At 66.1% G+C, this 26,329-nt stretch carries 25 protein-coding genes and 1 tRNA gene; 15 read left to right on the top strand and 11 right to left on the bottom strand.

Features of this window, described 5'->3' with window-relative positions:
* The first annotated feature begins 114 nt into the window (after window positions 1-114).
* From hisD to ACLBWL_RS03320, 10 genes are all read left to right on the top strand, one after another.
* Window positions 115-1,410, top strand: a complete 1,296-nt coding sequence (gene hisD / locus ACLBWL_RS03365; protein WP_447790222.1) for a histidinol dehydrogenase — start codon at window positions 115-117, stop codon at window positions 1,408-1,410.
* Between the two features lie 212 nt (window positions 1,411-1,622).
* The gene (gene nusB / locus ACLBWL_RS03360; protein WP_056488135.1) at window positions 1,623-2,078 is read left to right on the top strand and encodes a transcription antitermination factor NusB; all 456 of its coding nucleotides are present in this window, start codon (window positions 1,623-1,625) and stop codon (window positions 2,076-2,078) included.
* A gap of 113 nt (window positions 2,079-2,191) precedes the next feature.
* Window positions 2,192-3,085, top strand: a complete 894-nt coding sequence (gene thiL / locus ACLBWL_RS03355) for a thiamine-phosphate kinase (RefSeq protein WP_447790220.1) — start codon at window positions 2,192-2,194, stop codon at window positions 3,083-3,085.
* Between the two features lie 91 nt (window positions 3,086-3,176).
* Window positions 3,177-5,333, top strand: a complete 2,157-nt coding sequence (locus tag ACLBWL_RS03350; protein WP_447790218.1) for a sodium-translocating pyrophosphatase — start codon at window positions 3,177-3,179, stop codon at window positions 5,331-5,333.
* A gap of 138 nt (window positions 5,334-5,471) precedes the next feature.
* Window positions 5,472-6,929: a DNA-methyltransferase gene (locus ACLBWL_RS03345; protein ID WP_447790216.1), complete on the top strand. Its 1,458-nt coding sequence runs from the start codon at window positions 5,472-5,474 to the stop codon at window positions 6,927-6,929.
* Between the two features lie 303 nt (window positions 6,930-7,232).
* Window positions 7,233-7,451 (top strand): translation initiation factor IF-1, encoded by a 219-nt coding sequence (gene infA, locus ACLBWL_RS03340; protein WP_031441079.1) that lies wholly within the window; start codon window positions 7,233-7,235, stop codon window positions 7,449-7,451.
* A gap of 81 nt (window positions 7,452-7,532) precedes the next feature.
* Window positions 7,533-8,099: a Maf family protein gene (locus ACLBWL_RS03335; protein WP_447790214.1), complete on the top strand. Its 567-nt coding sequence runs from the start codon at window positions 7,533-7,535 to the stop codon at window positions 8,097-8,099.
* Complete coding sequence (locus ACLBWL_RS03330; RefSeq protein ID WP_447790212.1) at window positions 8,092-9,048, top strand: ribonuclease; 957 nt, start codon at window positions 8,092-8,094, stop codon at window positions 9,046-9,048. Before ACLBWL_RS03335 ends, ACLBWL_RS03330 begins: the two co-directional genes overlap by 8 nt.
* Window positions 9,048-9,221 carry a DNA gyrase inhibitor YacG gene (locus ACLBWL_RS03325; protein ID WP_447790210.1) on the top strand — a complete coding sequence of 58 codons (174 nt, stop codon included), beginning with the start codon at window positions 9,048-9,050 and terminating at the stop codon, window positions 9,219-9,221. Before ACLBWL_RS03330 ends, ACLBWL_RS03325 begins: the two co-directional genes overlap by 1 nt.
* A 53-nt stretch (window positions 9,222-9,274) precedes the next feature.
* Window positions 9,275-9,350: transfer RNA gene (locus ACLBWL_RS03320), tRNA-Phe, on the top strand.
* Between the two features lie 159 nt (window positions 9,351-9,509).
* Here ACLBWL_RS03320 and ACLBWL_RS03315 read toward each other — a convergent pair.
* The 5 genes from ACLBWL_RS03315 to ACLBWL_RS03295 form a co-directional block, all read right to left on the bottom strand.
* Window positions 9,510-10,577, bottom strand: a complete 1,068-nt coding sequence (locus ACLBWL_RS03315) for a 5-(carboxyamino)imidazole ribonucleotide synthase (RefSeq protein WP_447790208.1) — start codon at window positions 10,575-10,577, stop codon at window positions 9,510-9,512.
* 11 nt (window positions 10,578-10,588) lie between these two features.
* Window positions 10,589-11,065, bottom strand: coding sequence for a 5-(carboxyamino)imidazole ribonucleotide mutase (purE, locus tag ACLBWL_RS03310; protein WP_447790206.1), 477 nt, complete (start codon window positions 11,063-11,065; stop codon window positions 10,589-10,591).
* A gap of 220 nt (window positions 11,066-11,285) precedes the next feature.
* Window positions 11,286-11,972 (bottom strand): 2,3-diphosphoglycerate-dependent phosphoglycerate mutase, encoded by a 687-nt coding sequence (gene gpmA, locus ACLBWL_RS03305; protein WP_447790204.1) that lies wholly within the window; start codon window positions 11,970-11,972, stop codon window positions 11,286-11,288.
* Window positions 11,973-12,152: 180 nt separating this feature from the next.
* Window positions 12,153-13,289, bottom strand: coding sequence for a M14 family metallopeptidase (locus ACLBWL_RS03300; RefSeq protein ID WP_447790202.1), 1,137 nt, complete (start codon window positions 13,287-13,289; stop codon window positions 12,153-12,155).
* Window positions 13,286-13,900 (bottom strand): DUF4136 domain-containing protein, encoded by a 615-nt coding sequence (locus ACLBWL_RS03295; protein ID WP_132897404.1) that lies wholly within the window; start codon window positions 13,898-13,900, stop codon window positions 13,286-13,288. The genes ACLBWL_RS03300 and ACLBWL_RS03295 overlap by 4 nt, the downstream gene beginning before the upstream one ends.
* 157 nt (window positions 13,901-14,057) lie before the next feature.
* Here ACLBWL_RS03295 and ykgO point away from each other — a divergent pair, with 157 nt between their 5' ends.
* Both ykgO and ACLBWL_RS03285 read left to right on the top strand, forming a co-directional pair.
* Complete coding sequence (gene ykgO, locus ACLBWL_RS03290; RefSeq protein WP_003046794.1) at window positions 14,058-14,183, top strand: type B 50S ribosomal protein L36; 126 nt, start codon at window positions 14,058-14,060, stop codon at window positions 14,181-14,183.
* A gap of 4 nt (window positions 14,184-14,187) precedes the next feature.
* Complete coding sequence (locus tag ACLBWL_RS03285; protein WP_447791971.1) at window positions 14,188-14,802, top strand: HAD family hydrolase; 615 nt, start codon at window positions 14,188-14,190, stop codon at window positions 14,800-14,802.
* Window positions 14,803-14,892: 90 nt separating this feature from the next.
* Here the strand turns inward: ACLBWL_RS03285 and ACLBWL_RS03280 are convergent, their stop codons facing one another.
* Window positions 14,893-15,498 carry a L,D-transpeptidase family protein gene (locus ACLBWL_RS03280; RefSeq protein ID WP_447790199.1) on the bottom strand — a complete coding sequence of 202 codons (606 nt, stop codon included), beginning with the start codon at window positions 15,496-15,498 and terminating at the stop codon, window positions 14,893-14,895.
* 200 nt (window positions 15,499-15,698) lie between these two features.
* Here ACLBWL_RS03280 and ACLBWL_RS03275 point away from each other — a divergent pair, with 200 nt between their 5' ends.
* Window positions 15,699-16,403: a murein L,D-transpeptidase catalytic domain family protein gene (locus ACLBWL_RS03275; RefSeq protein ID WP_447790198.1), complete on the top strand. Its 705-nt coding sequence runs from the start codon at window positions 15,699-15,701 to the stop codon at window positions 16,401-16,403.
* Between the two features lie 16 nt (window positions 16,404-16,419).
* Here the strand turns inward: ACLBWL_RS03275 and ACLBWL_RS03270 are convergent, their stop codons facing one another.
* The 5 genes from ACLBWL_RS03270 to ACLBWL_RS03250 form a co-directional block, all read right to left on the bottom strand.
* Window positions 16,420-17,517, bottom strand: coding sequence for a glycosyltransferase family 2 protein (locus ACLBWL_RS03270; RefSeq protein WP_447790196.1), 1,098 nt, complete (start codon window positions 17,515-17,517; stop codon window positions 16,420-16,422).
* On the bottom strand, window positions 17,514-20,024 hold the full coding sequence (locus ACLBWL_RS03265) for a DegT/DnrJ/EryC1/StrS family aminotransferase (RefSeq protein WP_447790194.1): 2,511 nt from the start codon (window positions 20,022-20,024) through the stop codon (window positions 17,514-17,516). The genes ACLBWL_RS03270 and ACLBWL_RS03265 overlap by 4 nt, the downstream gene beginning before the upstream one ends.
* A 150-nt stretch (window positions 20,025-20,174) precedes the next feature.
* Window positions 20,175-22,079 carry a CocE/NonD family hydrolase gene (locus tag ACLBWL_RS03260; RefSeq protein WP_447790192.1) on the bottom strand — a complete coding sequence of 635 codons (1,905 nt, stop codon included), beginning with the start codon at window positions 22,077-22,079 and terminating at the stop codon, window positions 20,175-20,177.
* Between the two features lie 99 nt (window positions 22,080-22,178).
* Window positions 22,179-22,478 carry a hypothetical protein gene (locus ACLBWL_RS03255; protein WP_447790190.1) on the bottom strand — a complete coding sequence of 100 codons (300 nt, stop codon included), beginning with the start codon at window positions 22,476-22,478 and terminating at the stop codon, window positions 22,179-22,181.
* 44 nt (window positions 22,479-22,522) lie between these two features.
* Complete coding sequence (locus ACLBWL_RS03250) at window positions 22,523-25,363, bottom strand: M16 family metallopeptidase (protein ID WP_447790188.1); 2,841 nt, start codon at window positions 25,361-25,363, stop codon at window positions 22,523-22,525.
* Window positions 25,364-25,404: 41 nt separating this feature from the next.
* Here ACLBWL_RS03250 and ACLBWL_RS03245 point away from each other — a divergent pair, with 41 nt between their 5' ends.
* The gene (locus tag ACLBWL_RS03245; protein WP_447790187.1) at window positions 25,405-25,539 is read left to right on the top strand and encodes a hypothetical protein; all 135 of its coding nucleotides are present in this window, start codon (window positions 25,405-25,407) and stop codon (window positions 25,537-25,539) included.
* Between the two features lie 201 nt (window positions 25,540-25,740).
* Window positions 25,741-26,256 carry a MucR family transcriptional regulator gene (locus ACLBWL_RS03240; RefSeq protein ID WP_447790185.1) on the top strand — a complete coding sequence of 172 codons (516 nt, stop codon included), beginning with the start codon at window positions 25,741-25,743 and terminating at the stop codon, window positions 26,254-26,256.
* The last annotated feature ends 73 nt before the right edge of the window (window positions 26,257-26,329 follow it).

Here is a 26,329-nt window from a genome sequence, read left to right as displayed (position 1 = left end):
TCTGCTCCCCTCCCGCCTTCGGGAGGGGTCGGGGGAGGGTACCCCTTCCCCGATCGTACCGTGCGAGGCTATGTCATTCCCTCCCCTAACCCCTCCCGCAAGCGGGAGGGGAATGTGATCCGCCTCCACACCACAGACGCCGACTTCGCCGCCCGTTTCACCGCGCTGGTCGAGGACCGTCGCGAGTCCGACGCAGGCGTCACGCAGGACGTCGCTGCGATCATCGCTGCGGTCCGCCGCGACGGCGAAACCGCGCTCCGCGATCTCACGCAGAAGCACGATCGCCACGATCTCGAAGCCACCGGCTGGCAGATCGACGCCGCCGACTGCAAGGCCGCGTTCGAGGCGCTCGATCCCGACCTCCGCACTGCGCTCGAACTCGCTGCCACCCGCATCCGCGCCTATCACGAGAAACAGCGCCCGCTCGACAGCGACTCGGTCGACTCCGCAGGCGTCCGGCTCGGCGCGCGTTGGCTGCCCGTCGACGCCGCCGGCATCTACGTCCCCGGCGGACGTGCCGCCTATCCCTCGTCGCTGCTGATGAACGCGATCCCGGCGAAGGTTGCGGGCGTAGGGCGGCTGACGATGGTTACGCCGACCCCCGACGGCCAGATCAACCCACTCGTCCTCGCCGCTGCGCATCTCGCCGGCGTCGACGAGGTGTGGCGCGTCGGTGGCGCACAAGCGGTCGCGGCGCTCGCTTACGGCGCGGGCCGGATCGAGCCGGTCGACGTGATCACCGGCCCCGGCAACGCCTGGGTCGCCGAAGCCAAGCGCCAGGTCTACGGCGTCGTCGGCATCGACATGGTCGCGGGTCCGTCGGAAATCGTCGTGGTCGCGGATGCGCTCAACGACCCCGAATGGACCGCCGCCGACCTGCTCAGCCAGGCCGAGCACGACCCCAGCACGCAGTCGATCCTGTTCACCGACGACGACGTCTTCGCCGACAAGGTCGTTGCTGCCGTCGACCGCCAGTTGCGCGAACTCGCCACCGAAGCCGTCGCGCGCGTCGCGTGGGACACCAACGGCGCGATCATCGTCGTCGACACGCTGGCGGACGCGATCCCGCTGGTCGACCGCCTCGCCGCCGAGCATCTCCAGCTGGCGATCCCCGACCCGCAAGGATTCTTCGACCGCATCCGTCACGCCGGATCGGTGTTCCTCGGTCGCTACACGCCGGAGGCGATCGGTGATTACGTCGCCGGCCCAAACCACGTCCTCCCAACCGGCCGTCGGGCGCGGTTTGCCAGCGGACTTTCGGTGCTCGACTTCATGAAGCGCACCAGCTTCCTGGCGTTGGACGAGGCAGCCTTGCGCGAACTCGGCCCTGCCACGGTCGCTTTGGCAAACGCCGAGGGTCTACCTGCACACGCAAAATCGGTGGCGTTGCGGCTACGGCTCAACAGTTAGATTGGTTCACGCGGAGGCGCGGAGACGCGGAGGTGTCGACCTTGCCGCGTAGCGGCCCTTCAATCATCGGCGGATGAAGAGATCTAAGCGGCTGCGCCGCACGCAACATCTCCGCGTCTCCGCGTCTCCGCGTGAACCAATCTTCTTCGCCAACCCGAACGGAAACGCAAAGGGCTGACACACACGCCCCCCGCGCCTACAGGCAACCGCTTATGACTCGAACCGCCCCCCGCACCAAGGCGCGTGCCGCCGCTCGCCTCGCCGCCGTCCAGGCGACCTACCAGCACGAGATGGAGGGCACCGCGATGCCCGTCCTGCTCAACGAATTCCACCAGCACCGGCTCGGCGCGACGATCGAAGACGTCGAATATGCCGAGGCGGACGTCGATTTCTTCGACGATCTGGTCACCGGTGCGAACGCGCGGGCGGGCGAGATCGACGTGCTGATCGAGGGCAAACTCGCCAAGGGCTGGACGCTCGCGCGGCTCGACAAGCCGATGAAGGCGATTATCCGTGTCGGCACGTACGAGCTGCTCGCGCGCAAGGACGTGCCGGTGGCCGCGGTGATCAGCGAATATGTCGACGTCGCGCATGCGTTCTACGACAAGCGGGAATCGGGGTTCGTGAACGGGCTGCTCGACGGGATCGCGAAAGAAGTGCGCGCCTGAAAACTCCCTCTCCCCGCCGGGGAGAGGGTCGGGGTGAGGGGCTGCCAAGCAGTGCGGCGCCTGGAACAGCCCCTCACCCCAGCCCTCTCCCCAGAGGGGAGAGGGAGCAGAGAATGACCGAAGCCGAGTTCATTGCTGCCTTGCGCGAGATTCCGCTGCATCCGGCGGCTCGGGGGCTAAACGACGACACCGCGCTGCTCGACGCGGGCCCGCTCGTCGTTACTACCGACACGCTGGTCGAAGGCGTGCACTTCCTCCCGACCGACTCCGCACAGGACGTCGCGTGGAAGCTGGTCGCGACCAACCTCTCCGATCTCGCCGCCAAGGGCGCGAAGCCCGAGGGTATTCTGCTCAACTATCCGCTAGGCGACGACGCGTGGGATCGCGCATTCCTCGAAGGGCTCGCCGATGTCCTGACGGCCTTCGACACAAAAATCATCGGCGGCGACACGGTTACGCTACCCCCGAACGCACCGCGCATCCTCACCGTCACCGCCTTCGGGAGCGATGCCGCCGCCCCTGCCCGCAACGGCGCGCGAGGAAGCGATGCGCTCTATGTCACCGGCACGATCGGCGACGCAGGCGCGGGACTCGCGATCGCGCTAGGCAAGGACGGTCCGCCGGAGTTGCTCGCCGCCTACCGCCGCCCGCACCCCCGCCTGGCCGATGGCCGCATCCTCGCCCCCCGCGTCCATGCGATGATGGACGTGTCCGATGGCCTGCTTATCGACGCCGCCCGCATGGCGCGCGCCAGCGGCGTCGCGGTCACGATCGACCTTGCCCGCATTCCGCTCTCCGACGCCTACCGCGCCTTTTCCGGCGACCGGCTGGCCGCGGCGACGGCCGGCGACGACTATCAGCTCCTCTTCGCTGCACCGCAAGATTTCGTCACCAACGCGACTCTCGTCGGTACGTTCTCAGCCGGCTCCGGGCTCACCCTCCACGACTCGGGCAAGCCCGTACCGCTCCCGCCAAGTCTAGGCTATGAGCACGCCCCGCGCGGATAACTTGCGCAATGCCCCTGCACTGATAGGTTCCCTGCATCGGGACTCGGCAAATTCGAGACCGGAGAGGACCTGACAAGAGGGATAGCGCCGTATGACGACCGTCTATTTGGCCATGATCTGCGGCGTCATCGCCGTCCTATATGGTTTCGTCACCAGTCGACAGGTGCTCGCCGCGTCCCCCGGCAACGAGAAGATGCAGGACATCGCCGCCGCCATCCAGGAAGGCGCAAAGGCCTATCTCGGGCGGCAATATACCACGATCGCGATCGTCGGCGTCATCGTCGCGGCGATCCTGTTGTTCACGCTCGGGATGATCTCGACGATCGGCTTCGTCATCGGCGCGGTGCTGTCGGGCGTCGCGGGCTATGTCGGGATGAACATTTCGGTCCGCGCCAACGTGCGGACTGCGGAGGCCGCGCGGACGTCGCTGCAGGCCGGCTTGACGATGGCGTTCCGGTCTGGCGCGGTTACCGGCATGCTCGTGGCGGGTCTCGGCCTGCTCGCGATCAGCGCATTCTTCTGGTATTTGACCGGCCCCGCAGGCCATGCCCCCAATGACCGGATCATCGTCGAGGCACTGACCGCACTTGCGTTCGGTGCATCGCTGATCTCGATCTTCGCGCGATTGGGCGGCGGCATCTTCACCAAGGCGGCGGACGTCGGTGCGGACCTCGTCGGCAAGGTCGAGGCAGGTATCCCCGAAGACGATCCCCGCAACCCCGCCGTGATCGCGGACAATGTCGGCGACAATGTCGGCGACTGCGCGGGCATGGCGGCCGATCTGTTCGAGACCTACGTCGTCACCTTGGGCGTGACGATGATCTCGATCGCGCTGCTGATCCAGGCGAGCGGTGCCGAGCTGATGCGGCTGATGACCCTCCCGCTGCTCGTCGGCGGGGTGTGCATCGTCACCTCGATCATCGGCACCTACATGGTGCGGCTCGGCAAGGGCTCGATCATGGGCGCGCTCTACAAGGGCTTCTTCACCTCGACGATCCTGTCGATCCCGGCGATCTACCTCGCCACGCAGTACGTGCTCGGCGACCTCCACCGCGTGATCGGTGGCGCCGGGTTCCTCGATCCCGCCACCGACGACCTGACCACGCAGGCGGCACCTTCCTTGACCCAGAGCTTCACCGGCATGGACCTGTTCTGGTCGATGATGATCGGCCTCGTCGTCACCGGGCTGATCGTGTGGATCACCGAATATTACACCGGCACCAACCACCGCCCGGTCCAGTCGATCGCCAAGGCGTCCGAGACCGGCCACGGCACCAACGTCATCCAGGGGCTGGCGATCAGCCTCGAATCCACCGCGCTGCCGACGCTCGTGATCGTCGTCGCGGTGATCGTCGCGTACCAGTTGGCGGGGATCATCGGCATCGCGTTTGCCGCGACCGCGATGCTCGCGCAGGCCGGCATGGTCGTCGCGCTCGACGCGTATGGCCCCGTCACCGACAACGCAGGCGGCATTGCCGAGATGGCGGGGCTGCCCGATGATGTTCGCCAGCGCACCGACGCGCTAGACGCGGTCGGCAATACTACCAAGGCAGTGACCAAGGGCTATGCGATCGGCTCGGCCGGGCTTGCCGCACTGGTGCTGTTCGGAGCCTACACGACCGATCTCGCGACGTACTTCCCCGATGTCACGGTCGATTTCAGCCTGTCCAACCCGTACGTTATCGTCGGCCTGTTGCTCGGCGCGCTGCTCCCGTACCTGTTCGGCGCATTCGGCATGACTGCGGTCGGTCGCGCGGCCGGCGCGGTCGTTGAGGAAGTCCGCGAGCAGTTCCGCAACAACCCCGGCATCATGCTCGGCACCAGCCGCCCCGATTACGCGCGGACCGTCGACCTCGTGACCAAGGCCGCGATCCGCGAGATGATCGTGCCCTCGCTGCTCCCGGTGCTGTCGCCGCTCGCCGTGTATTTCATCATCACCGCGGTCGCGGGCCAGGCCGCCGGCTTCGCCGCACTCGGCGCGATGCTGCTCGGCGTGATCGTCTCCGGGCTGTTCGTCGCGATCTCGATGACCAGCGGCGGCGGCGCGTGGGACAACGCCAAGAAATACATCGAGGACGGCCATCACGGCGGCAAGGGATCCGAGGCGCACAAGGCCGCGATCACCGGCGACACCGTCGGCGATCCCTACAAGGACACCGCCGGCCCCGCGGTGAACCCGATGATCAAGATCACCAACATCGTGGCACTTCTGCTGCTCGCGGCGCTGGCCGGCGGCGGAGTGGGGTAAGCGTTCGAAGACCGCCGTCATTCTGATCTTCGTCAGAATGACGGCGGTTCGCGAGAACTCTCCGTAACGGATTATCTCCGCCGACTGTGGATGCATCTTGCTTGGACGAGCACGCGATTATTCCCGCATCGTCCGACAATGCGAAATCGCCCCGAGAATCATCTCTTCTACGGCGACAACCTCGCCGTCCTCCGCAAGGAAATCGCCGACGACAGCGTCGACCTGATCTATCTGGATCCACCGTTCAATTCGAACGCCAATTACGGCATCCTGTTCAAGGAGCCCGACGGCAAGTCGTCGAATGCGCAGATCGAGGCATTCGAGGACACGTGGCACTGGAACGAGCGCGCCGAGGATGCCTTCGATCAGGTGCAGCGGTGCGGCAACACCAAGGCGTTCGACCTGCTCAACGCGATGCGCGGGTTCCTCGGCGACAACGACATGATGGCGTATCTGGCGATGATGGCGGTCCGCCTGATCGAACTGCACCGCGTCCTGAAACCCACCGGCAGCCTGTATCTCCACTGCGATCCGACCGCGAGCCACTATCTGAAACTGCTGCTTGATGCCGTGTTCGGCGCGCACGGTTTCCGCAACGAGATCATCTGGCATTATCGACGCTGGACGGGCGGCGCGCGGCGCTTCCAGCAACTTCACGACACGCTGTTCTTCTACACGCGATCGAACGACTATATCTTCAACACCGGCTATACCGCGTACACCGAGAAGTCGCTGCGACGTAAACAGAACCACCATACCCGGATCAAGGGCGAGGAAACCTACGTCACGTCGATCGACGATCGCGGCGTGCGCGAGAACGACGTCTGGCAGATCCCGCTGCTGAACTCGCAGTCGCACGAACGGCTCGGCTATCCGACGCAGAAACCCGTGGCGCTGCTCGAACGGATCATCGCCGCGTCGTCGAACGAAGGCGATGTCGTGCTCGACCCGTTCTGTGGGTGCGGCACCGCGGTGCACGCAGCCGAAAAGCTGAAGCGGCAATGGATCGGGATCGACGTTACGCATCTCGCCATCTCGCTGATCGAGAAGCGGATGAAAGACGCATTTCCCGCCGTCACCTTCACCGTTGAGGGCACGCCGAAAGATCTCGCCTCCGCCTATGATCTCGCGTTGCGCGACAAATACCAGTTTCAGTGGTGGGCGGTCTCGATGGTCGACGCGCTGCCATTCGGCGGCCGGAAAAAGGGCGCGGACGGCGGCATCGATGGCCTGATCTATTTCAACGACCATGATCCGGCGTCGGGCAAGATGGTGACGCACCGCGCGATCGTGTCGGTGAAGGGCGGGCTCAATCCGGACACTGCGATGGTCGAGACGCTCGCCGCGACGATCGCGCGCGAAAAGGCACCGATCGGCATCCTGATCATGAACGCCAAGCCCACGCGCGAGATGGAGCGCCGCGCCGCCGCGGTCGGGATCTATCGCGCCGGTGTCGACGAGACGTTTCCGAAGCTTCAGATCCTGACGCTCGCCGACCTGTTCCAGGGCAAGCGGCCGCGCATCCCCAACGTCGACCGCGCTGCCTTCCGCCGTGCCGCGCGCGAGGCGACGGCGCACCAGCCGAACTTGCTGTGAGTGCGCCGGAATGTCGTGATCGCCATCGCCCCGTCATCCTGACGAAAGTCAGGATCCAGAGCGACAAGGGGCTGTCCTCAATTATCCTGGATCCTGACTTTCGTCAGGATGACGGGGGGTGGTCCGGATGGCGGAACACTTGCACACCACGCCCTTGTTTCCATCATGCCGGACGACGATATCCTACCGACACAAGCGGGCACGGGCACAGGGCCGGTGACCGCGCTTCGGCCGTGCTTTCCTTTTTCGCGAACCTGCGGTAAGGGCGCTCGTCCCGAAATTCCCCCAATTCAGAGATTATATTTGGCCAAGGAAGAACTGCTCGAGATGCGCGGCCGCGTGGTGGAACTCCTCCCCAACGCGATGTTCCGGGTTCAGCTCGAAAACGACCACGAGATTCTCGGTCACACCGCCGGCAAGATGCGCAAGAACCGCATCCGCGTGCTGGTCGGCGACGAGGTGCTGTGCGAACTCACGCCGTACGATCTGACCAAGGGTCGCATCACCTACCGCTTCAAATAAGCCCGTGGGTGCGCAGCACCCACTGCTTTACATCAAGACGTGGGCGCTCCGGCGCCCGCCGCTTTTCAAGACGAGGCACCTGTGCTGGTCCTAGCCTCTTCCTCGCCCCGCCGCCGCGATCTGCTCGCGCGGCTCGGCGTCGTGCCGTCGCGCGTGGAATCCCCCGATATCGACGAAGCGCCGCGCAAGGCCGAACCGCCGCGCGCCTACGCGCTTCGCCTCGCGGTCGAAAAGGCCAACGCCGTTGCGCGCGCCGAGGGCGAGATCGTCCTCGCCGGCGACACGACGATCGCGCTCGGCAGCCGCATCCTGCCGCCCGCCGACACGCTGGAAATCCAGCGCGACCTGCTCGGCAAGCTGTCGGGCCGGCGTCATCACTGCCTGTCCGCGGTCTGCGTAATCGACGCGACCGGCAAGGTCCGCACCCGCATCGCCGACACGATCGTCGCGTTCAAGCCACTCTCCCCCGCCGAGATCGACGACTATCTTGCGTGCGGCGAAGGCCTCGGCAAGGCTGGCGGCTATGCGATCCAGGGCCGCGCGGAGGCGTTCGTCCGCTTCCTGTCGGGCAGTCATTCGGGCGTCGTCGGCCTGCCGCTGTTCGAAACGCGGGCGCTGCTAAAGACCGCAGGCGTCGCGCTTGCCTGATACGGGGCCTGAATGGCTCTACGAAGCCGGCATCGGCGAAGCGCGCGCCGCGCTGGTGGACGACGATCGGATTATCGAAGCCGCCATCGAACGCGACAGTGACGCCCTCAAGGTCGGCATGATCGCCCGCGCGCGGCTGGTAGAGCTCTTACCCGGCCGTCGTGGTCGCGTCGTGCTCGATGGCGGCGAGGCGCTGATCAACCATCTCCCCCAGGGCATCACGCAGGGCGCAAGCCTGACCGTCGAGATCGTCCGGGAGGCCCTCCCCGAAGCCGGCCGTGCAAAGCTCACCAAGGCCGTTCCCAGCGACCTGCCACCCTGCCCTGCTCCGACGCTGTACGAGCGCCTCCTGGCGACCGGCCTGCCCGTCCGCAGCCTGCGTTCGCACGAAACCGACGCGCTGGAGGCGGCGGGCTGGTCCGAACTGCTCGACGAAGCGACCAGCGGCGAGATCGTCTTCCCGCTCGGCGCGCTCCGCCTCTCGCCGACGCCCGCGATGACGCTGTTCGACGTCGACGGCGCGCCGCCGCTCGACATGCTCGCGATTGCCGCCGCGCATGCCGTCGCCCGCGCGCTTCGCCGACACGGGATCGGCGGCTCGATCGGCATCGATTTCCCGACGTTGCAGGGCAAGGCTCAGCGCAACGCCGTCGCCGCCGCGATCGACGAATCCTTGCCGCAGCCGTTCGAGCGCACCGCGATGAACGGCTTCGGCTTCCTGCAGATCGTTCGCCCCCGCTCCCGCGCGTCGATCCCCGAGATCCTCCGCAGCGATCCGGTCGGTGCAGCGACCCGCGCGACGCTCCGCACGCTCGAACGCACGCCACCGACCGCCTCGCGCCGCCATACCTTGCCCGCGGCCGTCCACGCACGCCTCATGGCGCGTCCTGCCTGGCTGGCGGAACTCGCGCGCCGCACAGGCGTCGTCCACGAACTGGAGAGCGCCTGATGACAACCGTCAAATGCCCGATTTGCGACCAGCCCGCGGCACCCGAATACAAGCCGTTCTGCTCGAGCCGCCACCGCGACCGCGACCTGTTGCAGTGGCTTGGCGAAGGCTATCGCATTCCCGGGCGGCCAATCTCGCAAACGGGGCTGGACAGCGCCGAAGACCCCGACTAAACGCGCCCTTCCGATCGCAAGGTCGGACGCTTCTCCGGTCCCAGACCGGACGTGCCCGGATAGCTCAGTTGGTAGAGCATGCGACTGAAAATCGCAGTGTCGGCGGTTCGACCCCGTCTCCGGGCACCATTTTTCTTCTTATTTTCTAAGATGAGGGTTCGCGCGCAAAGACGCGAGCCCTCAGCCTAAAACCCGTTCGTGCTGAGCGAAGTCGAAGCACCTCCGCCTGGGGCACACCCTTCGACTTCGCTCAGGGCGAACGGAGTGGGGGGTAGAACGGAACCGGCGTTAGCGACGGATCCGCGTGACGTGGCCCATCTTACGCCCCGGCCGCGCGGTACCCTTGCCGTACAGGTGCAGGTGCGCGCCGGGTTCGGCCAGCACCTCCGCCCAACGCTCCGCGTCGTCGCCGATCAGGTTCTCCATCGTCGCTTCCCGTCCGCTCAGCGTCGTCGCGCCGAGTGGCAGGCCGCAGATCGCGCGGATGTGGTTTTCGAACTGCGAGCATTCGGCGCCTTCGATCGTCCAATGCCCGGAATTGTGCACGCGGGGCGCCATCTCGTTGAAAACCGGGCCGTCGGCGCCGACGAAGAACTCGCACGCCAGCACGCCGACATAGTCGAGTTCGGCGGCGATCCGCTCCGCGAGCGCTGCGGCTTCGTCAGCCTGGGCCAGCACGGCAGCGGGTGCGGGGACGGTCGAGTGGCGGAGTATCGCTTCGCGGTGGACGTTTAGTGGTGGATCGTAGCGCGCGATGCTGCCGTCGAGGCTGCGGGCGATCAGGATCGAGAACTCGTGCTCGAACGGGACGAACGCTTCGAGCACTGCGGGACCGCCGATCGTGTCCCAGGCGGCTTGCACGCCGTTCGGAGAGTCGATCTTGACCTGGCCCTTGCCGTCATAGCCAAAACGGGCGGTCTTGAGGATGGCGGGGGTGCCGATCGCCTTCAGGCCCGCCTGCAGGCTTTCGAGGCTGTCGACTGCGGCCCAGGGTGCCGGGCGGCCGCCGACGCTCTCCACGAACCGTTTTTCGCCGATCCGCTCCTGCGCCACGCGGAGGGCGCGCGGGCTCGGGTGAACGGGGACGCGGTCGGCGAGCCATTCGACCGGGTCGACGTCGATGTTCTCGAACTCGTAGGTCACGACGTCGCAGGCATCGGCGAAGTCGGCGAGCACGATGCGGTTGTGATAATCGGCGCGCGTCATCGTCGAGGCGGACTGCGCGGCGACGCTCTCCTGGTCGGGCGCGAGGATGTGCGTGTGATAGCCGAGCTGCGCCGCGGCGGTGGCGAGCATGCGGCCGAGCTGGCCGCCGCCGAGGATGCCGATGGTCGATCCGGGGGGAAGCGGCGTCATGCTATCGTCTTTCAGGCGGGGTCGGTGGCGACGGCGTCGGTCTGTGTGGCGCGCCAGGCTTTCAAGCGCTCGGCAAGAGCATCGTCGGACGTCGCGAGGATTGCGGCGGCCAGCAGCCCGGCGTTGATCGCGCCGGGCTTGCCGATCGCCAGCGTGCCGACCGGGATGCCGCCGGGCATCTGGACGATCGAGAGCAGGCTATCCATGCCCTTCAACGCCTTCGATTCGACGGGCACGCCGAGCACGGGGAGATGCGTCATCGAGGCGGCCATGCCGGGGAGGTGCGCCGCGCCGCCTGCGCCGGCGATCACGACTTTCAGGCCGCGATCGGCGGCGGTCGTCGCGTAGTCATAGAGGCGTTGCGGGGTGCGGTGCGCGGAAACGACCTTGGTTTCATACGCGACGTCGAGCGCGTCGAGCGTCTCGGCGGCGTGGCGCATCGTCTCCCAATCGGAGGTGCTGCCCATGATGATGCCGACTAGAGCCATTTCCGTCCCCGGATCAAAGGAGCGCCGTGCCTAGCGATGGGCGGGGGTTAGGGCAATGTTTTGGTGATCGGAGTGGTACCTGCCACGCAAAACTGCACCACTCCGGCGGAGGCCGGGGCCCAATTGGGAAACGTCGCTAACCGGTGGCGGCGCTCCGTTACTGCCACCTTTCCACTTGGGCCCCGGCCTCCGCCGGGGTGGTGTCACTTCCGGGACGGTGTCAGCGCTCGCTCAGGTAATACCGATCCGTCGCATTCAGGTCTGCATCCAGCTCATACACGATCGGCTGGCCGGTCGGGATCTCCAGCCCGGTGATCTCGTCGTCCGGGATATTCGACAGATGCTTCACCAGCGCCCGCAGCGAGTTGCCGTGGGCGGATATCAGGATGCGCTGGCCGTCCTTCAGCGCCGGCGCGATGCGCTCGTCCCAGTAGGGAAGGACGCGAGCGATGGTGTCCTTGAGGCTCTCCGTCCTGGGGATCGCGATGCCAGCGTAGCGCCGGTCCTTCGACAGGTCGAACTCGCTGCCATCCTCTAGCACGGGGGGCGGGATGTCGAAGCTGCGGCGCCAGGTGTGGACCTGCGCATCGCCGTGCTTGGCGGCGGTCTCGGCCTTGTTGAGCCCGGTGAGGCCGCCATAATGCCGCTCGTTCAGGCGCCAGTCCTTCTCGACCGGGAGCCACAGCCGCCCCATCGCTTCGAGTGCGATGTTGAGCGTCTTGATCGCCCGCGTTTGGAGGCTGACGAAGGTCTGGTCGAAATCGAGGCCCTTGGCGGCCATCAGTTCGCCCGCAGCCTTGGCCTCGGCCTCGCCCTTGGCGGTCATGTCGACGTCCCACCAGCCGGTGAAGCGGTTCTCGAGGTTCCAGGTGGACTGGCCGTGGCGGATCAGGACTAGGGTCGGCATTCGGGCTCCTTGGTTTAGCGCTAGGACGGACCGCCCCTCCCGCAATCCTCCCCCGCCAGGGGGAGGTGTCGCCGAAGGTGACGGAGGGGGAGGACACGGAGCACAGGTTTCGCTCGCCACCCCCTCCGTCAGGCTGCGCCTGCCACCTCCCCCCGGGGGGGGGGGGGAGGGTTTCAATAGTCAGATTTCGTCGATCATGCCGGCGAGCGTCTCCAGCATCGCATGCGCAAGCTGTTTCGAGCGCTCGGGCGACCAGCCGAATTCGGGATCGGCGTTGGCGTCGTGATCCTTGAACGGCATCTCCAGCGTCATCGAGACAGCGCCGAAACGCTCGGCAAGCTGGTTGGTCGACATCGACAGGTTCGCCGAGCCCGGTGCGGACTTGGGATAGCCCTTCTCGGTCTGGAAGTCGGGCGTGTGCGCGGCGAGGCGACGGCCGTATTCGTAGAACTTGCCGCCGTGCGCGTCGGTCCAGGACGGGATGCCTTCGAAGCCAGCGATGAAGTTCGCAGGGATCGCCTCGTCGCCGTGGATGTCCATCGCGACGTCGACGCCGGTCAGGTCCATCGCGTTGCGCACGCACAGGACTTCGGGGCTCTTCTCCGGCGTCGGCGTGTGCCATTCGCGGTTGAGGTTCACCCCGACGGCATTGGTCCGCAGATGGCCGCGGCGCGTCCCGTCCGGGTTCATATTGGGGACGACGTTGAAGGTCGCCTTCGCCAGCAGGTCCGCCGTGATCGGATCGGCCGAATCGGTCAGCCGTTCCAGCGCGCCTTCCATCCACCATTCGGTCATCGATTCGCCGGGATGCTGGCGACCGTAGATCCAGACCTGCTTCGGACCCGAGCCGATCGTGAAGCAATCGATCGCCTGCCCGTCGAGCGACTGGCCGAGTTCACGGTGCGCGACGCCCGGCAACAGCGCGGTGCGCGCCACCAGCGCCTCGTGCATTTCCATCGTGTACGGCGCGAAATAGGCGAACCAGGCGAGATCGGTGTCGGCGGTGAAGTCGAATTCGAGCACACCATCGGCATAGCGCGTCTCGATCATCCGCCACGCCTTGCGATCGGTACTGGCGCGCGTCTTGTAGCCCGGCCAGCCAAAAGGATAGGCCGACTTGCCCGCATTCAAGATGCGGTAGGTCAGCGTGCGGCCAGCCGCCCCCGCCACCCGGAAGTAGAACCACTGGAAGAAATCGGACTGGAAATCGGTGACGATCTCCAGGTCGATTCGGTCTCCCTCGATGGCGACAACACGAATGTTGCCGCCATCGAAGGCTGCGTTGATGGTGACGGGGCTCATGGTCTGTACGCTCATTTCACCTGAATAGTGCGACCGGACTCGCCGGGGAACCCCATGAACAGTGCGCGGGCGAGCTTCCCGGCCTGAATATCGGTCGTCGCATCGGCCTTGCGAGCATCGGCGAAGGTCTGCGCGCGGCCTTCCCAGACCGGCGACTGGTCGGCGCTGCGCTTGATCGTCACCGACAGTTCCGAAACGAGGATGGCGGTACGCCCACCCCCGCCGATCGGGAAGCCGACGCCGCCGCCGAGCCCGACACCGCCGCCGCCACGACCGCCGCTAAAACCCCCGCCGCCGAGACCGATGCTGAACGGCGCCGGCTTGGGCGGTCCTGCCTGCGTGGTACGGGTGAAGCCGACGGTCGCGACCAGCAACGGCTTCGCGCCCGGTGCCGGCACACTATAGCCGGCCTTCAACAGTTCGCCCTGTACGGCCGCCGCGTAGGTCTTGAACTCGAGGCTCGCGGGGCCGCCGCCGGTGAGCGGCTGGACCGCGATCGTCCCGCGGTCGATCGGTTCGCCGAGATGATAGCGCAACACCTCGGTCGGCGGCAGCGACGGGCCGGTCGCGCACGCGGTGAGGGATGCGCCTGCCAGCGCCAGGACCAGGATCGAACGAACCGCCATCGGGACTTCCTTAGAATGTTGCGCTATAGTAACGCTCCGACCAGCCGAGTGGGTTCCCGGATGGCAGGAGCGTGTCCGTTGCTTGACTTGGACACACCCCGCCATTAGGCGATCCCGTCTTTCCGCACACCTAGAATTGAAAAGAAGCGAATCGATCATGAAGATCCGCAATTCCCTGAAGTCGCTCAAGGATCGTCACCGCGATAACCGCGTGATCCGTCGTCGTGGCCGTACCTACGTCATCAACAAGACCAACCGCCGCTTCAAGGCACGCCAGGGCTAAACCCCTGAAGACCGCCGTCATTTTCGACGTCGGTCGCGTTCTTTACGACTGGGATCCGCGGATCCTGTACGAGCGCCTGATCGACGACGATCGGGCGCTCGACGCGTTCCTGCGCGACGTCGTGACGATAGACTGGCATTTCCAGCACGATGCTGGCCGCGACTTCGCCGACACCTCGGCGGAGCTGGCCGCGCTGTATCCGCAGCATGCCGACCTGATCGCCCTGTGGGGGCCGCGATTCAACGACAGCATCGGCGCGGGTATCGTGGGCATGCGCGAGATCGTCGAGGAGCTCGATTCGGCGGGCGTGCCGCTGTTCGCAATCACGAACTTCAGCCACGAGTTCTGGCCACCCTTCCGCGCGCGTGAAGCCGATCTGTTCGACCGGTTCCGGGATATCGTCGTGTCGGGCGAGGAGAAGATGGTGAAGCCGGATGCGGCGATCTATCGGCTGTCGCTCGACCGATTCGGGTTGGCGGCGGCGGACGCAGTGTTCGTCGACGACAATGCGGCGAACGTGGCGGGCGCGCAGGCGCTGGGAATCGAATCGATGCTGTTCACGAATGCCGCCGATTTTCGCGCGCGGCTGGTCGAGCTAGGACTCCCGATCGCTGCCTAGTTTGTTTCCCCGCAAAGGCGGGGACCCAGTCTGGGCTCCCGCCTTCGCGGGAGAACAAGGAAGGGAGCGCCGCCCGTGCCTATCGCTAGGTCACTGCTCCAACGAAACCGACTGACGCAGGTTTGCTACCGCGGTCTCCTGATCCACAACCGGCGCCTCCGGCATCGCGCCGCCTTCGAAATCGTCCGTGACCGTCACGGTCGTCCCCAGCGTCGTTACCCCGAACAGCTGTTTCGCAAAACCGAGCGGCACGCGGATGCAGCCGTGCGACGCGGGGAAGCCCGGGTTGCGGCCCGCATGGATCGCGATGCCGTCCCATGTCAGCCGCTGCATGAACGGCATCGACGCATCGTCGTACAGGCTCGATTTGTGGACCGCGTTCTTCTGCAGGATCGGATAGGTGCCGAGCGGGGTATCCTTGCCGTCCTTGCCGCTGGAGATCGTCGTCGCCGCGATCATCGACGACCCGCGATAGACGAACGCGCGTTGCTCCAGCAGGCTGATGACGATGCTGACGGGTTCGCTCGAACCATTGTCCTTCCAGACGAACTGGTTGGGCGAGAGCTCGGTCGCGGCCTGCTCGATCGGCATCGCGGCGAGTGCGCCGGCCGACGCCGCCAGCGCAGGACTTGCGCCCGCGAACAGCGCGACGGCCAGCCCGATTGCCGTCACTGGCCGCATCATCCCGATCATCATCACACCCGTTCTCGAATCCCGATATCCCGCTCAACGCGCGATTCTTCGAATCGTGCCGCGAGACGAGGGAGTCGACGAACCGACCCCCAGCCGGGGTAGTCAGAGGGAACAGACCCACAACCAGTGGAAATGGTTGCAGAATATTCACCGAAAATCGGCTATATGGTCATCCAAGAAACGGGGCAATTTCGGGAAAATCGATGCACGACGAGCAAGGTCTTGTGCGCGAACGACGCGCGCTTCTGAAGAATGGTTTGGTCTTGGCGGGGGCACTGGTGGTGCCGGGCGCCGTATCCGCAACACCCCATCTGGGCCGTGCGCTGACCGCGCGGGATCTCAAGCCGATGACGCAGCCGCCGCTGCCGCGCACCACGGTCGCGCTGACGTCGCCAAAGGTCGTGCGCCCGGACCTGCTACGCCAGGCGATGGCGTCGCTCAGTCGTCACGGCAGCCGCATCCAGCATCACGACCGCATCGCGATCGCCGATTTCGCGGCGCCGTCGGGCAAGCCGCGGTTCCACTTCGTCGACCTCGCCAGCGGGCGCAGCACGTCGTTGCTGGTCGCGCACGGCAGCGGCTCGGATCCGGCGCATACCGGCTATCTCGAGCGCTTCTCGAACCGCTTCGGCTCCAACGCCTCGTCGGAGGGCGCGTTCGTCACGGACGACTATTACGTCGGCAAGCATGGCCGATCGCAGCGTTTGATCGGCCTCGATCCCACCAACGACAACGCGCTCGATCGCGCGATCGTGGTGCACTCGGCCTGGTACGCGAACAAGGACATGATCGAGAGCCACGGCATGCTCGGTCGCAGCCAGGGTTGCTTCGCGGTCGGCGAGCGCGATCTCGACCAGGTGTTCGCACGGCTCGGGCCGGGCCGGATGATCTACGCCGCCAAGGTCTGATCACCTTGGCCGGTATCTAGACGGCGATCTGGACCATCCGGCTCTGGTCCATGCGGCGGCGCGCACGCCGTGCTCCGCCGATCAGTCCCGACCACAGCAACGCCTCCAGGCTCGCATAGCCCAGCCCGAGATGATCGGGCCTGACCGCAAGAACATCCGCCAGCCGGATCGTCCCGGCGCGCAGCCCCGCGCGACCGATATCCCCCCAGCGCCGCGCGGTTTCCCAGCGGATCAGGCCGATGTCGTGCGAATCGCAGTCGTGAGTCGCCAGGAAGTCGGCCTGGATCACGCTCAGCGCGCTCCCCAGCGCCGCGAGCGCGGCCCGATCCGCCACCGGTCGCTTGGCCATGTTGTGCGAGACCATAAGCCGCGCGACCGCTTCGGCCCGATCGTCGAACAACCGACCATAACGTTCGGTCAGCACGCGGACCGCCGCGCCCTCCATCGTATCGAAGAATCGCTTCGAGGCACCGCCGGGATGGACCCGGTACAGCAGCAGCGGCACATCGAGCCGGGCGATCGCACCGAAATGCGCAATCCGCTGATACAGGTCGAAATCTTCCGCGAACAACAACTCCGGCCGGGTGATCGGGTCGAGCTGCCGCGCCACCGCTGTCCGCATCATCGTCGACGACCAGACCAGCGGGTTCTCGATGCAGGTGAGCCACCCGACGAGCGCGGGGGTGGTCGTCGGCGAATAGCGCGACGGTAAGACCTTGCCCTCGCACAGGATATCGGCGGACGTGCCGAGCAGCACCGTGTTGGGATGCGCCTCGAGATAGGCGACCTGTCGCGCAAAGCGGTCCGGCCGGCAGATATCGTCCTGATCGAGTGCGGCGATGTAGCGCCCGCGCGCCTCGGAAAAGCCGCGGTTGCGCGCTTTCACCGGGCCACCGTTCTTCGTGCACGTCACCAACCGAACGCGCGGGTCGGACCACGCGGCGACCACATCGCGCGTATCGTCGGTCGAACAATCGTCGACGACGATCACCTCGAAATCGGCGAAGGTCTGCGCGCGCACGCTGGCCAGCGTTTCCTCGATCAGCTTGGCCCCGTTATACGCGGCCACGACCACACTCACGAGCGGACCGGCGCTGGTGTCGGACGCGGTCACGCCGCCGCCAGCGCCTTCGACGGCAGGACCTGCTCGACGATCATCAGACCGACATCGTTCTGCCAGAGCCACAGCCCGTTCGCCTGCCCCGAGAAGCTCGATTCGCCGCCGAGCGGGCCCCACGGCACGAAGCCTGCGGCCAGTCCGAGGCCGTAGAGCCCGGCGACCGGCGCGCCGTCCGCATCGACGATCCGGCAATGACGATCGACCATCGGCTTGCCGTCATTCGCCGCCAACGCGATCGGCGCCCCGTCCTGTCCGACGACCGGCAACCCGATCGGGCGATAGCCGAGCGCCGCGATCACCAGGTCCGCCTCTGCGATATGCGCGCGCGCCGCCGCGTCGTCGTCGCCGGTGATGCGGTGCAGCGCGACGCGTGGATCGGGCTTGCGGCCATCGATCTCGAGCATCCGCAGGACGAGATCGCGCGCTTCGAGCCGGAATCCCGCCAGCCGGTAGACGAACCCCGACACCGGGCAGATATCGTCCGGGCCGAAATCGGTGAAGCCCTCGGCATGCGCCGCCTCGACCGAATGATAGAAGGGGCGCAGCGGCCGGCGGTGCAGCAGCGTGATCGCGCCTGCGCCGAACGGCAGCGCGGGCTGGCTTTTCAGCAGCAGCGCGATCGTCGTCAGCGCACTGGTCGATCCGCCGATCACCGCGATCTTCGGCGCGCGCCGGCCGGTCAGCAAATCGGCGACCTTCTCGAAGCCACCGATCGTCAGGACGTCGTCCGACTGCAGCAACCGCCCGGCCGCGAGGTCGATCAACGGCGCGCCGGCGACGCTCTGCGCGGCAAGCCGTTCGAGCGGCTGATGACCGCCGGTCGCGACGACGACGTTGCGCGCCAGCTGCTCGAACACGTGGCCGTCGGACAGTCGGCAAAGCTCGACGCTCCACAGGCCATCGCCGACGCGTTTCGCGCCCAGTGCCTCGTGCCCGGTCAGAACCGTGCCGCCATGCCCGCGGACGATATCGGTCAGACGGTCGCCGGTCGCGCGCAACAGCGGTCCGACCTCGGTCAGCGGTACGCCGAGCGCGCCCTCGTGTGCCGCGACCGCCCGACCGGCGGGATGATCGACCAGCCGTGCGAGCTCCGGGTGCACATTGTCGCGGACCGCGGTCAGGAAGGTCTGCGCGGTCGAATCGGAGGTGATCGCATAGCGCCCGAGCCGCCCGCCACCGATCGCGTTGCCGCGCTCGATCACCATCAGCCCCGATGCAGCGAGATCGGGGAGCAGGCCGCGCTTGGTCGCCGCGGTCAGCATCGCCGTCCCCGCAGGCCCCCCGCCGATCACGATGACCGACGCGACGGCGCCACCGGCGCCGCGCACCGACGCCCGCCGATCGCGCGGCCGGACGATCGCCGCGCAGGCGTTCGCCAAGGCTTCGGCGGCATGCCGTGCGTCCTCGACCGACATCGCGTCGGTGATCGGCAGCGACAGCATCCGTCCGGCGATCCTGTCGGCGACCGGGGTAGGCTCGATCATCGCGGTCGCCTGGAACCAGGGCTGTTCGCCGAGATGCGGGCTGAAATAGCGGCCACAGCCGACCCCGTCCGCCTCGATCGCTTCGACGATCGCGTCGCGGTGGTGCGCGAGATGTTCGGGCAGCAGCACCGGCATGAACTGCATCGCGCGGCGGCGGCCCGACACCGCCTGGAACTGGAAGTCGGGCAGCGTCGTACGGTAGATGTCGTCCAACACGGCGCGATGATCGGCGATCGAATCGATCTCGGCGAGCTTGGCCTGCGCGATGATCGCGGTGATCTCGGGCAGCTTGGCATTGATCCCCGGCAGGGTCGCGCTGCGGCTGCCCTCGAACCCGAAATTCCCCATCGACCGCAGCGTCGCGATCAGGTCGACATCGCCACAATGGATCAGCCCGCCCTCGCCCACCGCGAACGTCTTGGTCGCGTGCATCGAATGCACCACCGCGAACGGCGCGCGTGCGCCGAAGCCGAGCCCGGCCTCGTCGAGCGTCCCGAGCGACGAGGCCGCATCGATCACCACGCCGACGCCGTAGCGCCGCTGGAAATGCACGTACCGGTCGAGGTCGATCGCGTTGCCGAAGGTCGCATAGGGCACGACGACGCCGATCCGTTCGCCGTAGCGCTGGAGCAGGCGCTCTTCCTCCAGCGCGCAGGCGCCCCAGTCGTCAGGATCGATATCGCACACCAGCGGCGTCAGCCCCGCCCATGCCGCCGCCTGCGCGGTCGCGGCGAAGGTCAGCGCGGGCATCAGCGCCAGCGTGCCCTGTTTCGGGTCGAGCCCGCCCGTCCGCATTCCCGACGCGTGGCGGATCGCGAGCATCAGGCCCAATGTCGCGTTGCCGACCGCCAGACACGCACCGTGTCCGCCGAACAGCCGTTCGGTCACGCCCGTCTCGAATGCGCGGACCTCCGGACCGTTGTTGCTGAACACCCCCGACGCCTCGACGCGGCGCAACGCATCGAGATGTTCGCTCAGCCGCGGCGGGTTCGGCGCGATCAGGGGGAGGCGTTTCATCGGCGTTCCGGTTTGTTGTACCGCCGATCCATGACCCGCAGCCTCCTAAGAACCAGTTTACGTTACTTAATCTCAATCTATTTAGCGCTGCCATTTCCTTACATCGCGTCGCACGAAAGCGTAACGATGTAAGGATTCAGATCGATCGGATCAGCGCACCAATGGCAAGCTGATGTAACTCTCGTCCGCGCCCGAGACGGTGATCTTCTGCGTCGCCTTCACGTAATCCTTCGGCTGGGCGAAGAAGATGTTCGGCACGAAGGTCTGCGGGTTGCGATCGTAGAGCGGGAACCAGCTCGACTGCACCTGCACCATGATCTTGTGCCCCGGCAGGAACACGTGATTGGTGGTCGGTAGCGCGAACTTGTATTTGAGCGGTACGTTGGCGGCGATCGGCTTGGCGACGGCGAGATCCTCGCGGTAGCGTCCACGGAAGATATCCATCGCCACCGACAGCTGATAACCCGCCATCGCCTTGTCGGCCGGATAGACGTCCGGATACACGTCGATCAGCTTGACCACCCAATCGCTGTCGGTGCCCGTGGTCGAGGCGGTCAGGTTGACCTCGGGAACGCCGGCGATCGTCGTCGGCGTGGTCAACGCATCGGTGGTGAAGGTCAGCACGTCAGGACGGCCGGACACCGCGCGCTGGTCGTCGACCAGCCACTGTTTCCAGGTCGATCCGGTCGCGTAGGTCGGGACGGTCGGGCGGACACGGTAGCTGACCGGCGTTGCCGGATCCGAGATATAGTCCGCCGTGGTCGCCGCGCCCGCTGCCGCCTGGAAGCCGAGCGCGCCGCCGGGCTTCAGGTAGAGCGGCGTGCCCGGGGCCGCCGCGGTCGGCCAGCTCTGCAGCTTCTGCCATTCGTTGCGCCCGGTCTGGAACATCGTCACCGGTGCGACGTCCATCGCCGGCTGGTCGCTCTTCAGATAATGCGCGAGGAACGGCGCGAGAACATGCCAGCGCCACCATTTGGCGGTGTCGGCATCCCATTTGATCGCGCCCAGCGCGCTGCCGTCGCGCACCTCCTGGCCGTGATACCAGGGGCCCATCGACAGATAGACCATGTCATTGGCGGTGTCCTTGGGCTCGAGTGCCCGATAGACCGCGGGCGCGCCGTAGATGTCCTCCTGATCCCACAGGCCGCCGACGATCAGCGTCGGCACCTTGAGCGGCTGGCCGGCGAGCACGGTGTCCATCGCCTGCGTGGACCAGAACGAGTCATAGGCGGGATGCTGCGTGATCTTGCGCCAGAAGCCGAGCTGGTCGAGCCCCTGCGCCTTGCCGATCGCACCCGCGGAACCGCCCTTCAAATAGTAGTCGTAATCGTCGGCGGTATCGGTGATCCACGGCGTGCCGGCATCCTTGGTCGCTTCCTGGCCGAGCACGTACGGCATCATGCCCTCGCGGAACGCGCCGTTGTGGAACCAGTCGTCGCCGCGCCAGCCATCGACCATCGGGTTCATCGGCACCGAGACTTTCAGCGCGGGATGGGGATTGATCAGCGCCATCAGCGGCAGGAAGCCGTCATAGCTGATCCCGCTGATCCCGACGCGGCCGTTGGACTCGGGGATATGCTTCACCAGCCAGTCGATCGTGTCGTAGGTGTCGGTCGAATCGTCGGTCTTGGTCGGGTTCTGCGGCGTACCGGCACGCGCCGGGTTCATCATGTAGATGCCCTCCGACCCGTGCATCCCGCGGACGTCCTGGATCACGCGGATATAGCCCGCCGCCGCGATCACGTCGCCGGCACCGTCGCCGTGCTCGAGAATGCCCGCATAGGTGCCGCTGTCGACCTTGGTCTGGCCGTCGGCATCATAGGGCGTGCGCGTCATCAGGATGCCGGCGTCCTTCGCGCCCTTCGGCACGATGATGACGGTGTGCAGCTTCACCCCGTCGCGCATCGGGATCTCGACGACTTTGCGCACATAGTCGTAGCCGACGTCGCGCGGCGCCATCTTGGCGGGGCGTTCGTCGTAATTCTGTGCGGTCGCGGGGGCGATCGTAGCGACGGCGAGCGCAGCCAGCGCGCACGCGGTAAGCAGACGGGGCATCGATATCATTTCTTCTTCCTTCCCTCCCGGACCGAAAAAGAAAAAGGCCCGCCTCCCCGTTACGGAAAGACGAGCCTCCTCTCGTAATACTTTAGGCGATCAGGCCGTCCGCGTACCGGTGAGCGGAAAGCTGCCGAACGCGCCGGCTGCGACGCTGCCCTTGAGGACGTCGTCCTCGACGGTCGCCTTGCAGTCGAGCGTCATCGGCATCGGCACGGTCATGCTCTGCTTCCAGGTGATCGTGTCGCCATCGACATCGCCCGTGACGTCCATGCCACCCATCGCACCCGATACCGCACCGGTGAAGCTGCTGCCGGCGCTGTTCACGGTCAGCGTCATCTTCTGGTCGCCCAGCGGCGACTTGACCACGCAATCCCAGCTGCCATCGACGTTCGCCATTGTATCTCTCCTGAATCACCGCCCAGGACGCCTGGGCTCTGCAATTAATTGGCGCCGGCAACCGACGCCGCGGAGATGACCTCGACCGGCAGGCCGGTGCTGTCAAGCTGCGGACGCACCGTCTTCGCATCGCCTACCACGACCCAGATCGTCTTCCTGGGATCGAGCGCCTGCTGGATCGCGGTATTGAGTTGAGGCAGGTTAAGCCCTTGATAGCGCTGCGTGATCGTCGCGTAGTAATCGTCGGGCCGCTTCAACAGGTCGTTCTGCTGCATCGCGCTCAGCACCGCGTCGGACGTCTCGAAATTGCCCGACAGCGAACGGATCGCGCCGTTGATCGCGCGGTCGAACTCGACCTGCGTCATCGGCTCCTTGCCAAGGAACGCACCGATATCGCTGCGCAGCGCGGCGATCGACGGCCCGGTCTGGTCCGCCTGCACCGGTGCCGACAGGATGTACGGCGCGGCATATTCGGACTGCTGGAACCGCCCCGACACGCCGTACGACCAATGTTTGGTCTCGCGCAGATCCATGTTGACGCGGCCAAGGAAGCTGCCGCCGAGCGCATCGTTCGCGGTCACGATCGGCAACAGGTCCTGCGTGCCCTTCAGCCCGGTCGGCACGCCGGCAATGATCACCGATTGCGGGCTGTCGGGCCGATCGATCAGGACGATCTTCGGCGCGGACGGCGTGACGCTGGCCGGAAAGACCTTGGTTCCCGCCGTTCCGGTCGGCCGCCACGTCCCGAACCGAGCATCGAGCGCCGCCTTCACTTCAGCAAGCGGCCGATCGCTGACGACGAAGATCTTCGCCTTGTCGGGCCGCAGCCATGCCTGCTGGAACGCGATCAGGTCCGCGCGGGTCAGGCTCGCGACCGCCTTCGGATCGCCACTACCCTGCGCTTTCGCATAGGGCGAGGTCGGCCCAAGCAGCTTTGGCAGGACGCGCGTCGCCAACCCCTGCGGGCTGGTCAGCTCCTGCGCGATCTGCGCAAGCTGCTGGTTCTTGACGCGCGCGACCTCGGCATCGGCAAACGCCGGATTCTGCGCGATGTCGGCGAACAGATCGACCGCTGGCGCGAGGTTAGCACTCGGTACCTGCAACGACAGGAAGGTCCGGTCGTTCGACGCGCCAGAGCCGATCTCGGCGCCGAGCCGCTCCTTGGCCTCGGCGAGTGCGACCGAATTACGCGTCGACGTTCCCTCGTCCATCATCGACAGCGTCAGCTTCTGCGTACCAAGCTTGGACGGCACGTCGGCCGCGACGCCGGCATCGAAGCTCAACACCGCCTGCGTCACCGGCACCGCGTCGCGCTGCGCGTAGACCAGTTCGATGCCGTTGGTCAGACGCGTGCGCTCGACCTTCGGGAAGCTGAGCCCCGCCACCGTACCGACCGCCGGCAACGGTCCGCGCGTCCCCTTCGGCGGCGTTTCGGGCGCGGGCACCACATTGGCCTTGGGCGGGACCACCGCATTGGCATAGGCATCGCGCGCGCCGGGCACGACGGTCAGCGAATAGGCGGGACGCGACAGCCACTTCGCCGCCGCGGCGCGCACGCTGGCCGGAGTTTCGGCCGCCAGCTGCAGCAGCTGTTTCTTGTAGAAGCCCGGATCGTTCGAATACAGCGCGCCCTCGGCGAGCGTCACCGCCTTGCCGCCGAACCCGCCGACCGATTCCAGCCCTTCCATCGTCCGCGCCGCCGTCGTCGTTGCGACCCGGTTTACTTCATCGGCGGTCGGACCGTTCTTCAGGAAATCCGCGAGGATCTCGTCGATCCGCTTGTTCACGAGTGCCGGGTCGACGCCCTCGCGGACGATCGCCTCGATCTCGAACATGCCGAGCTGGCTGAAGCTGCTGTTGCTCGCCGAGATCCGCGTGACCAGCTTCTCCTTCTTGACCAGCGCGGTATCGAACCGGCTGCTGGCAAGCCCGCCGAGCACGCCCGCCGCGACGTCGAGCGCGGTGCCGTCCTTGTCGTTCAACCCGGGCACCACCCAGTTGCGGCTGATCATCACCGCGGCGACCCGGTCCTTGATCGTCTCGCTGACCGGCGCAGGCAGGGTCGGGATCGGCGCGGGCGGAACGATGCTCTCGGGGCCCTTGGGGATGCCGCCGAAATACTTCTCGGCGAGACGCTTTGCGGTCGCCGTATCGACATCGCCGGCGAGCACCAGCACCGCGTTATTCGGGCCGTAATGATCCTTGAACCAGTCCTTCACGGTCTGCAGCGACGCCGCGTCAAGATCCGCCATCGAGCCGATCGTCGTGTGGCCATACGGATGCGTCGACGGGAACAGCCCCTCGGTGATCTTGTACTGGGTCAGGCCATAGGGCTGGTTGTCGCCCTGGCGCTTTTCGTTCTGGACGACGCCGCGCTGCTCGTCGAGCACGCCCTGCGTGATCGCGCCGGTCAGATAGCCCATCCGGTCGGATTCGAGGAACAGCGCGCGGTCGAGCGCCGCGGTCGGCACCGTCTCGAAATAATTGGTGCGATCGAAATAGGTGGTGCCGTTGAAGTCGGTCGCGCCGACCTGCTTCAGCGGTTCGAAGAAATCGCCCGGTGCGTTCTCGGAGCCGTTGAACATCAGATGCTCGAACAGATGCGCGAAGCCGGTCTTGCCCTTGGGCTCGAACTTCGACCCGACATTATACCAGACCGACACCGCCACGACGGGCGCCTTGCGATCGGTATTGACGACGACGCGCAGGCCGTTCTTCAACGTGAACTGCTGGTACGGAATATCGACTGCCTTGACGAGCTCCGCGACCGGCGCCGGCTTTGCAGCGGGAAGGGCACGGGCTGCGGGACCTTGCGCCCAACCCGGCGCGGCCGACAGAAACGCTGTTGCGGCGACACCGGCAAGAACCGTCTTTTTCGAAACCATATGCGTCAGTGACCCTCGCCTTAATTGCCACGACACCATAAGTGCGCCGCGGTTTTGAGCAACAGAATATGACGAACCGGCGATACGGCGAAATTTTCCGCAACGGCATCGCCGCATTCTGCATAACAGAATTTATGGCCTTCGGCATGACGGCGTTCGACTTGAACACTGCATGATAGATTTTTCATCTTGCAGCGGAGGTCATTTTTCGATGATCCGAGCCATTCATCGGTCGACCGTCCGAACTGAGGACGATTAGCGATCGATCGGGCTGATCGAAACTTTATCCAACATTCAAACATTGTAAGGATTGCCAATTTATAGACGAACATTGTAGGCGCGCCGCACAGGGGCCATTACGACTTCAAGGATATCTCGTGACCGATACACTCAACACCGTCGAACTCGCCGCCGAACTGACCGCAGCATGGCTCGCCAATCCCAACACCCGGACCGCAGCGGACGACGTGCCGGCGTTTCTGCTCGCTATGCATGCCGCCGTCGCCAAGCTCGTCGATGCCGGTGATGCCGAGCCCGAGGCCGCGCCCGCTGTGACCGCAGAGCCCGCCGTGTCCGCGCGCAAGTCGCTCGCGTCGCCCGATCACATCATCTCGATGCTCGACGGCAAGAAGTACAAGACGCTGCGCCGTCACCTTTCGACGCATGGTCTGACGCCCGAGCAGTATCGCGAGCGCTTCAACCTGAAGCCCGACTATCCAATGGTCGCAGCAACCTATTCGGAAGCACGCCGCGCGATGGCGAAGTCGATCGGCCTCGGCCGCAAGGCGGGTTCGACCGTCGAAAAGGCTGCGGACTCCGCGGTGAAGACGGCGCGCAAGACCGGCAAGGCCGCGCTCGACGCCGCCAAGAAGACGCTCAGCAACGAAGGCTGAACGAGTTCGGGGGAAGGTTCGCCTTCCCCCTTTCCACGAACGGCATCGATCAACATTGAAGCCGCGTTGGTGC

Source organism: Sphingomonas sp. M1A8_2b, assembly GCF_053345535.1.
This window is presented reverse-complemented; position numbering and strand designations above follow the sequence as displayed.

Bases quoted from the DNA above. Each gene is read 5' to 3' on its own strand.
- nusB (WP_056488135.1), top strand. From the start codon at position 1,623: ATGACTCGAACCGCCCCCCGCACCAAGGCGCGTGCCGCCGCTCGCCTC.
- thiL (WP_447790220.1), top strand. From the start codon at position 2,192: ATGACCGAAGCCGAGTTCATTGCTGCCTTGCGCGAGATTCCGCTGCAT.
- ACLBWL_RS03350 (WP_447790218.1), top strand. From the start codon at position 3,177: ATGACGACCGTCTATTTGGCCATGATCTGCGGCGTCATCGCCGTCCTA.
- ACLBWL_RS03345 (WP_447790216.1), top strand. From the start codon at position 5,472: ATGCGAAATCGCCCCGAGAATCATCTCTTCTACGGCGACAACCTCGCC.
- ACLBWL_RS03325 (WP_447790210.1), top strand. From the start codon at position 9,048: ATGACAACCGTCAAATGCCCGATTTGCGACCAGCCCGCGGCACCCGAA.
- ACLBWL_RS03315 (WP_447790208.1), bottom strand. From the start codon at position 10,577: ATGACGCCGCTTCCCCCCGGATCGACCATCGGCATCCTCGGCGGCGGC.
- purE (WP_447790206.1), bottom strand. From the start codon at position 11,065: ATGGCTCTAGTCGGCATCATCATGGGCAGCACCTCCGATTGGGAGACG.
- gpmA (WP_447790204.1), bottom strand. From the start codon at position 11,972: ATGCCGACCCTAGTCCTGATCCGCCACGGCCAGTCCACCTGGAACCTC.
- ACLBWL_RS03300 (WP_447790202.1), bottom strand. From the start codon at position 13,289: ATGAGCGTACAGACCATGAGCCCCGTCACCATCAACGCAGCCTTCGAT.
- ACLBWL_RS03295 (WP_132897404.1), bottom strand. From the start codon at position 13,900: ATGGCGGTTCGTTCGATCCTGGTCCTGGCGCTGGCAGGCGCATCCCTC.
- ykgO (WP_003046794.1), top strand. From the start codon at position 14,058: ATGAAGATCCGCAATTCCCTGAAGTCGCTCAAGGATCGTCACCGCGAT.
- ACLBWL_RS03280 (WP_447790199.1), bottom strand. From the start codon at position 15,498: ATGATGATCGGGATGATGCGGCCAGTGACGGCAATCGGGCTGGCCGTC.
- ACLBWL_RS03275 (WP_447790198.1), top strand. From the start codon at position 15,699: ATGCACGACGAGCAAGGTCTTGTGCGCGAACGACGCGCGCTTCTGAAG.
- ACLBWL_RS03265 (WP_447790194.1), bottom strand. From the start codon at position 20,024: ATGAAACGCCTCCCCCTGATCGCGCCGAACCCGCCGCGGCTGAGCGAA.
- ACLBWL_RS03260 (WP_447790192.1), bottom strand. From the start codon at position 22,079: ATGCCCCGTCTGCTTACCGCGTGCGCGCTGGCTGCGCTCGCCGTCGCT.
- ACLBWL_RS03255 (WP_447790190.1), bottom strand. From the start codon at position 22,478: ATGGCGAACGTCGATGGCAGCTGGGATTGCGTGGTCAAGTCGCCGCTG.
- ACLBWL_RS03250 (WP_447790188.1), bottom strand. From the start codon at position 25,363: ATGGTTTCGAAAAAGACGGTTCTTGCCGGTGTCGCCGCAACAGCGTTT.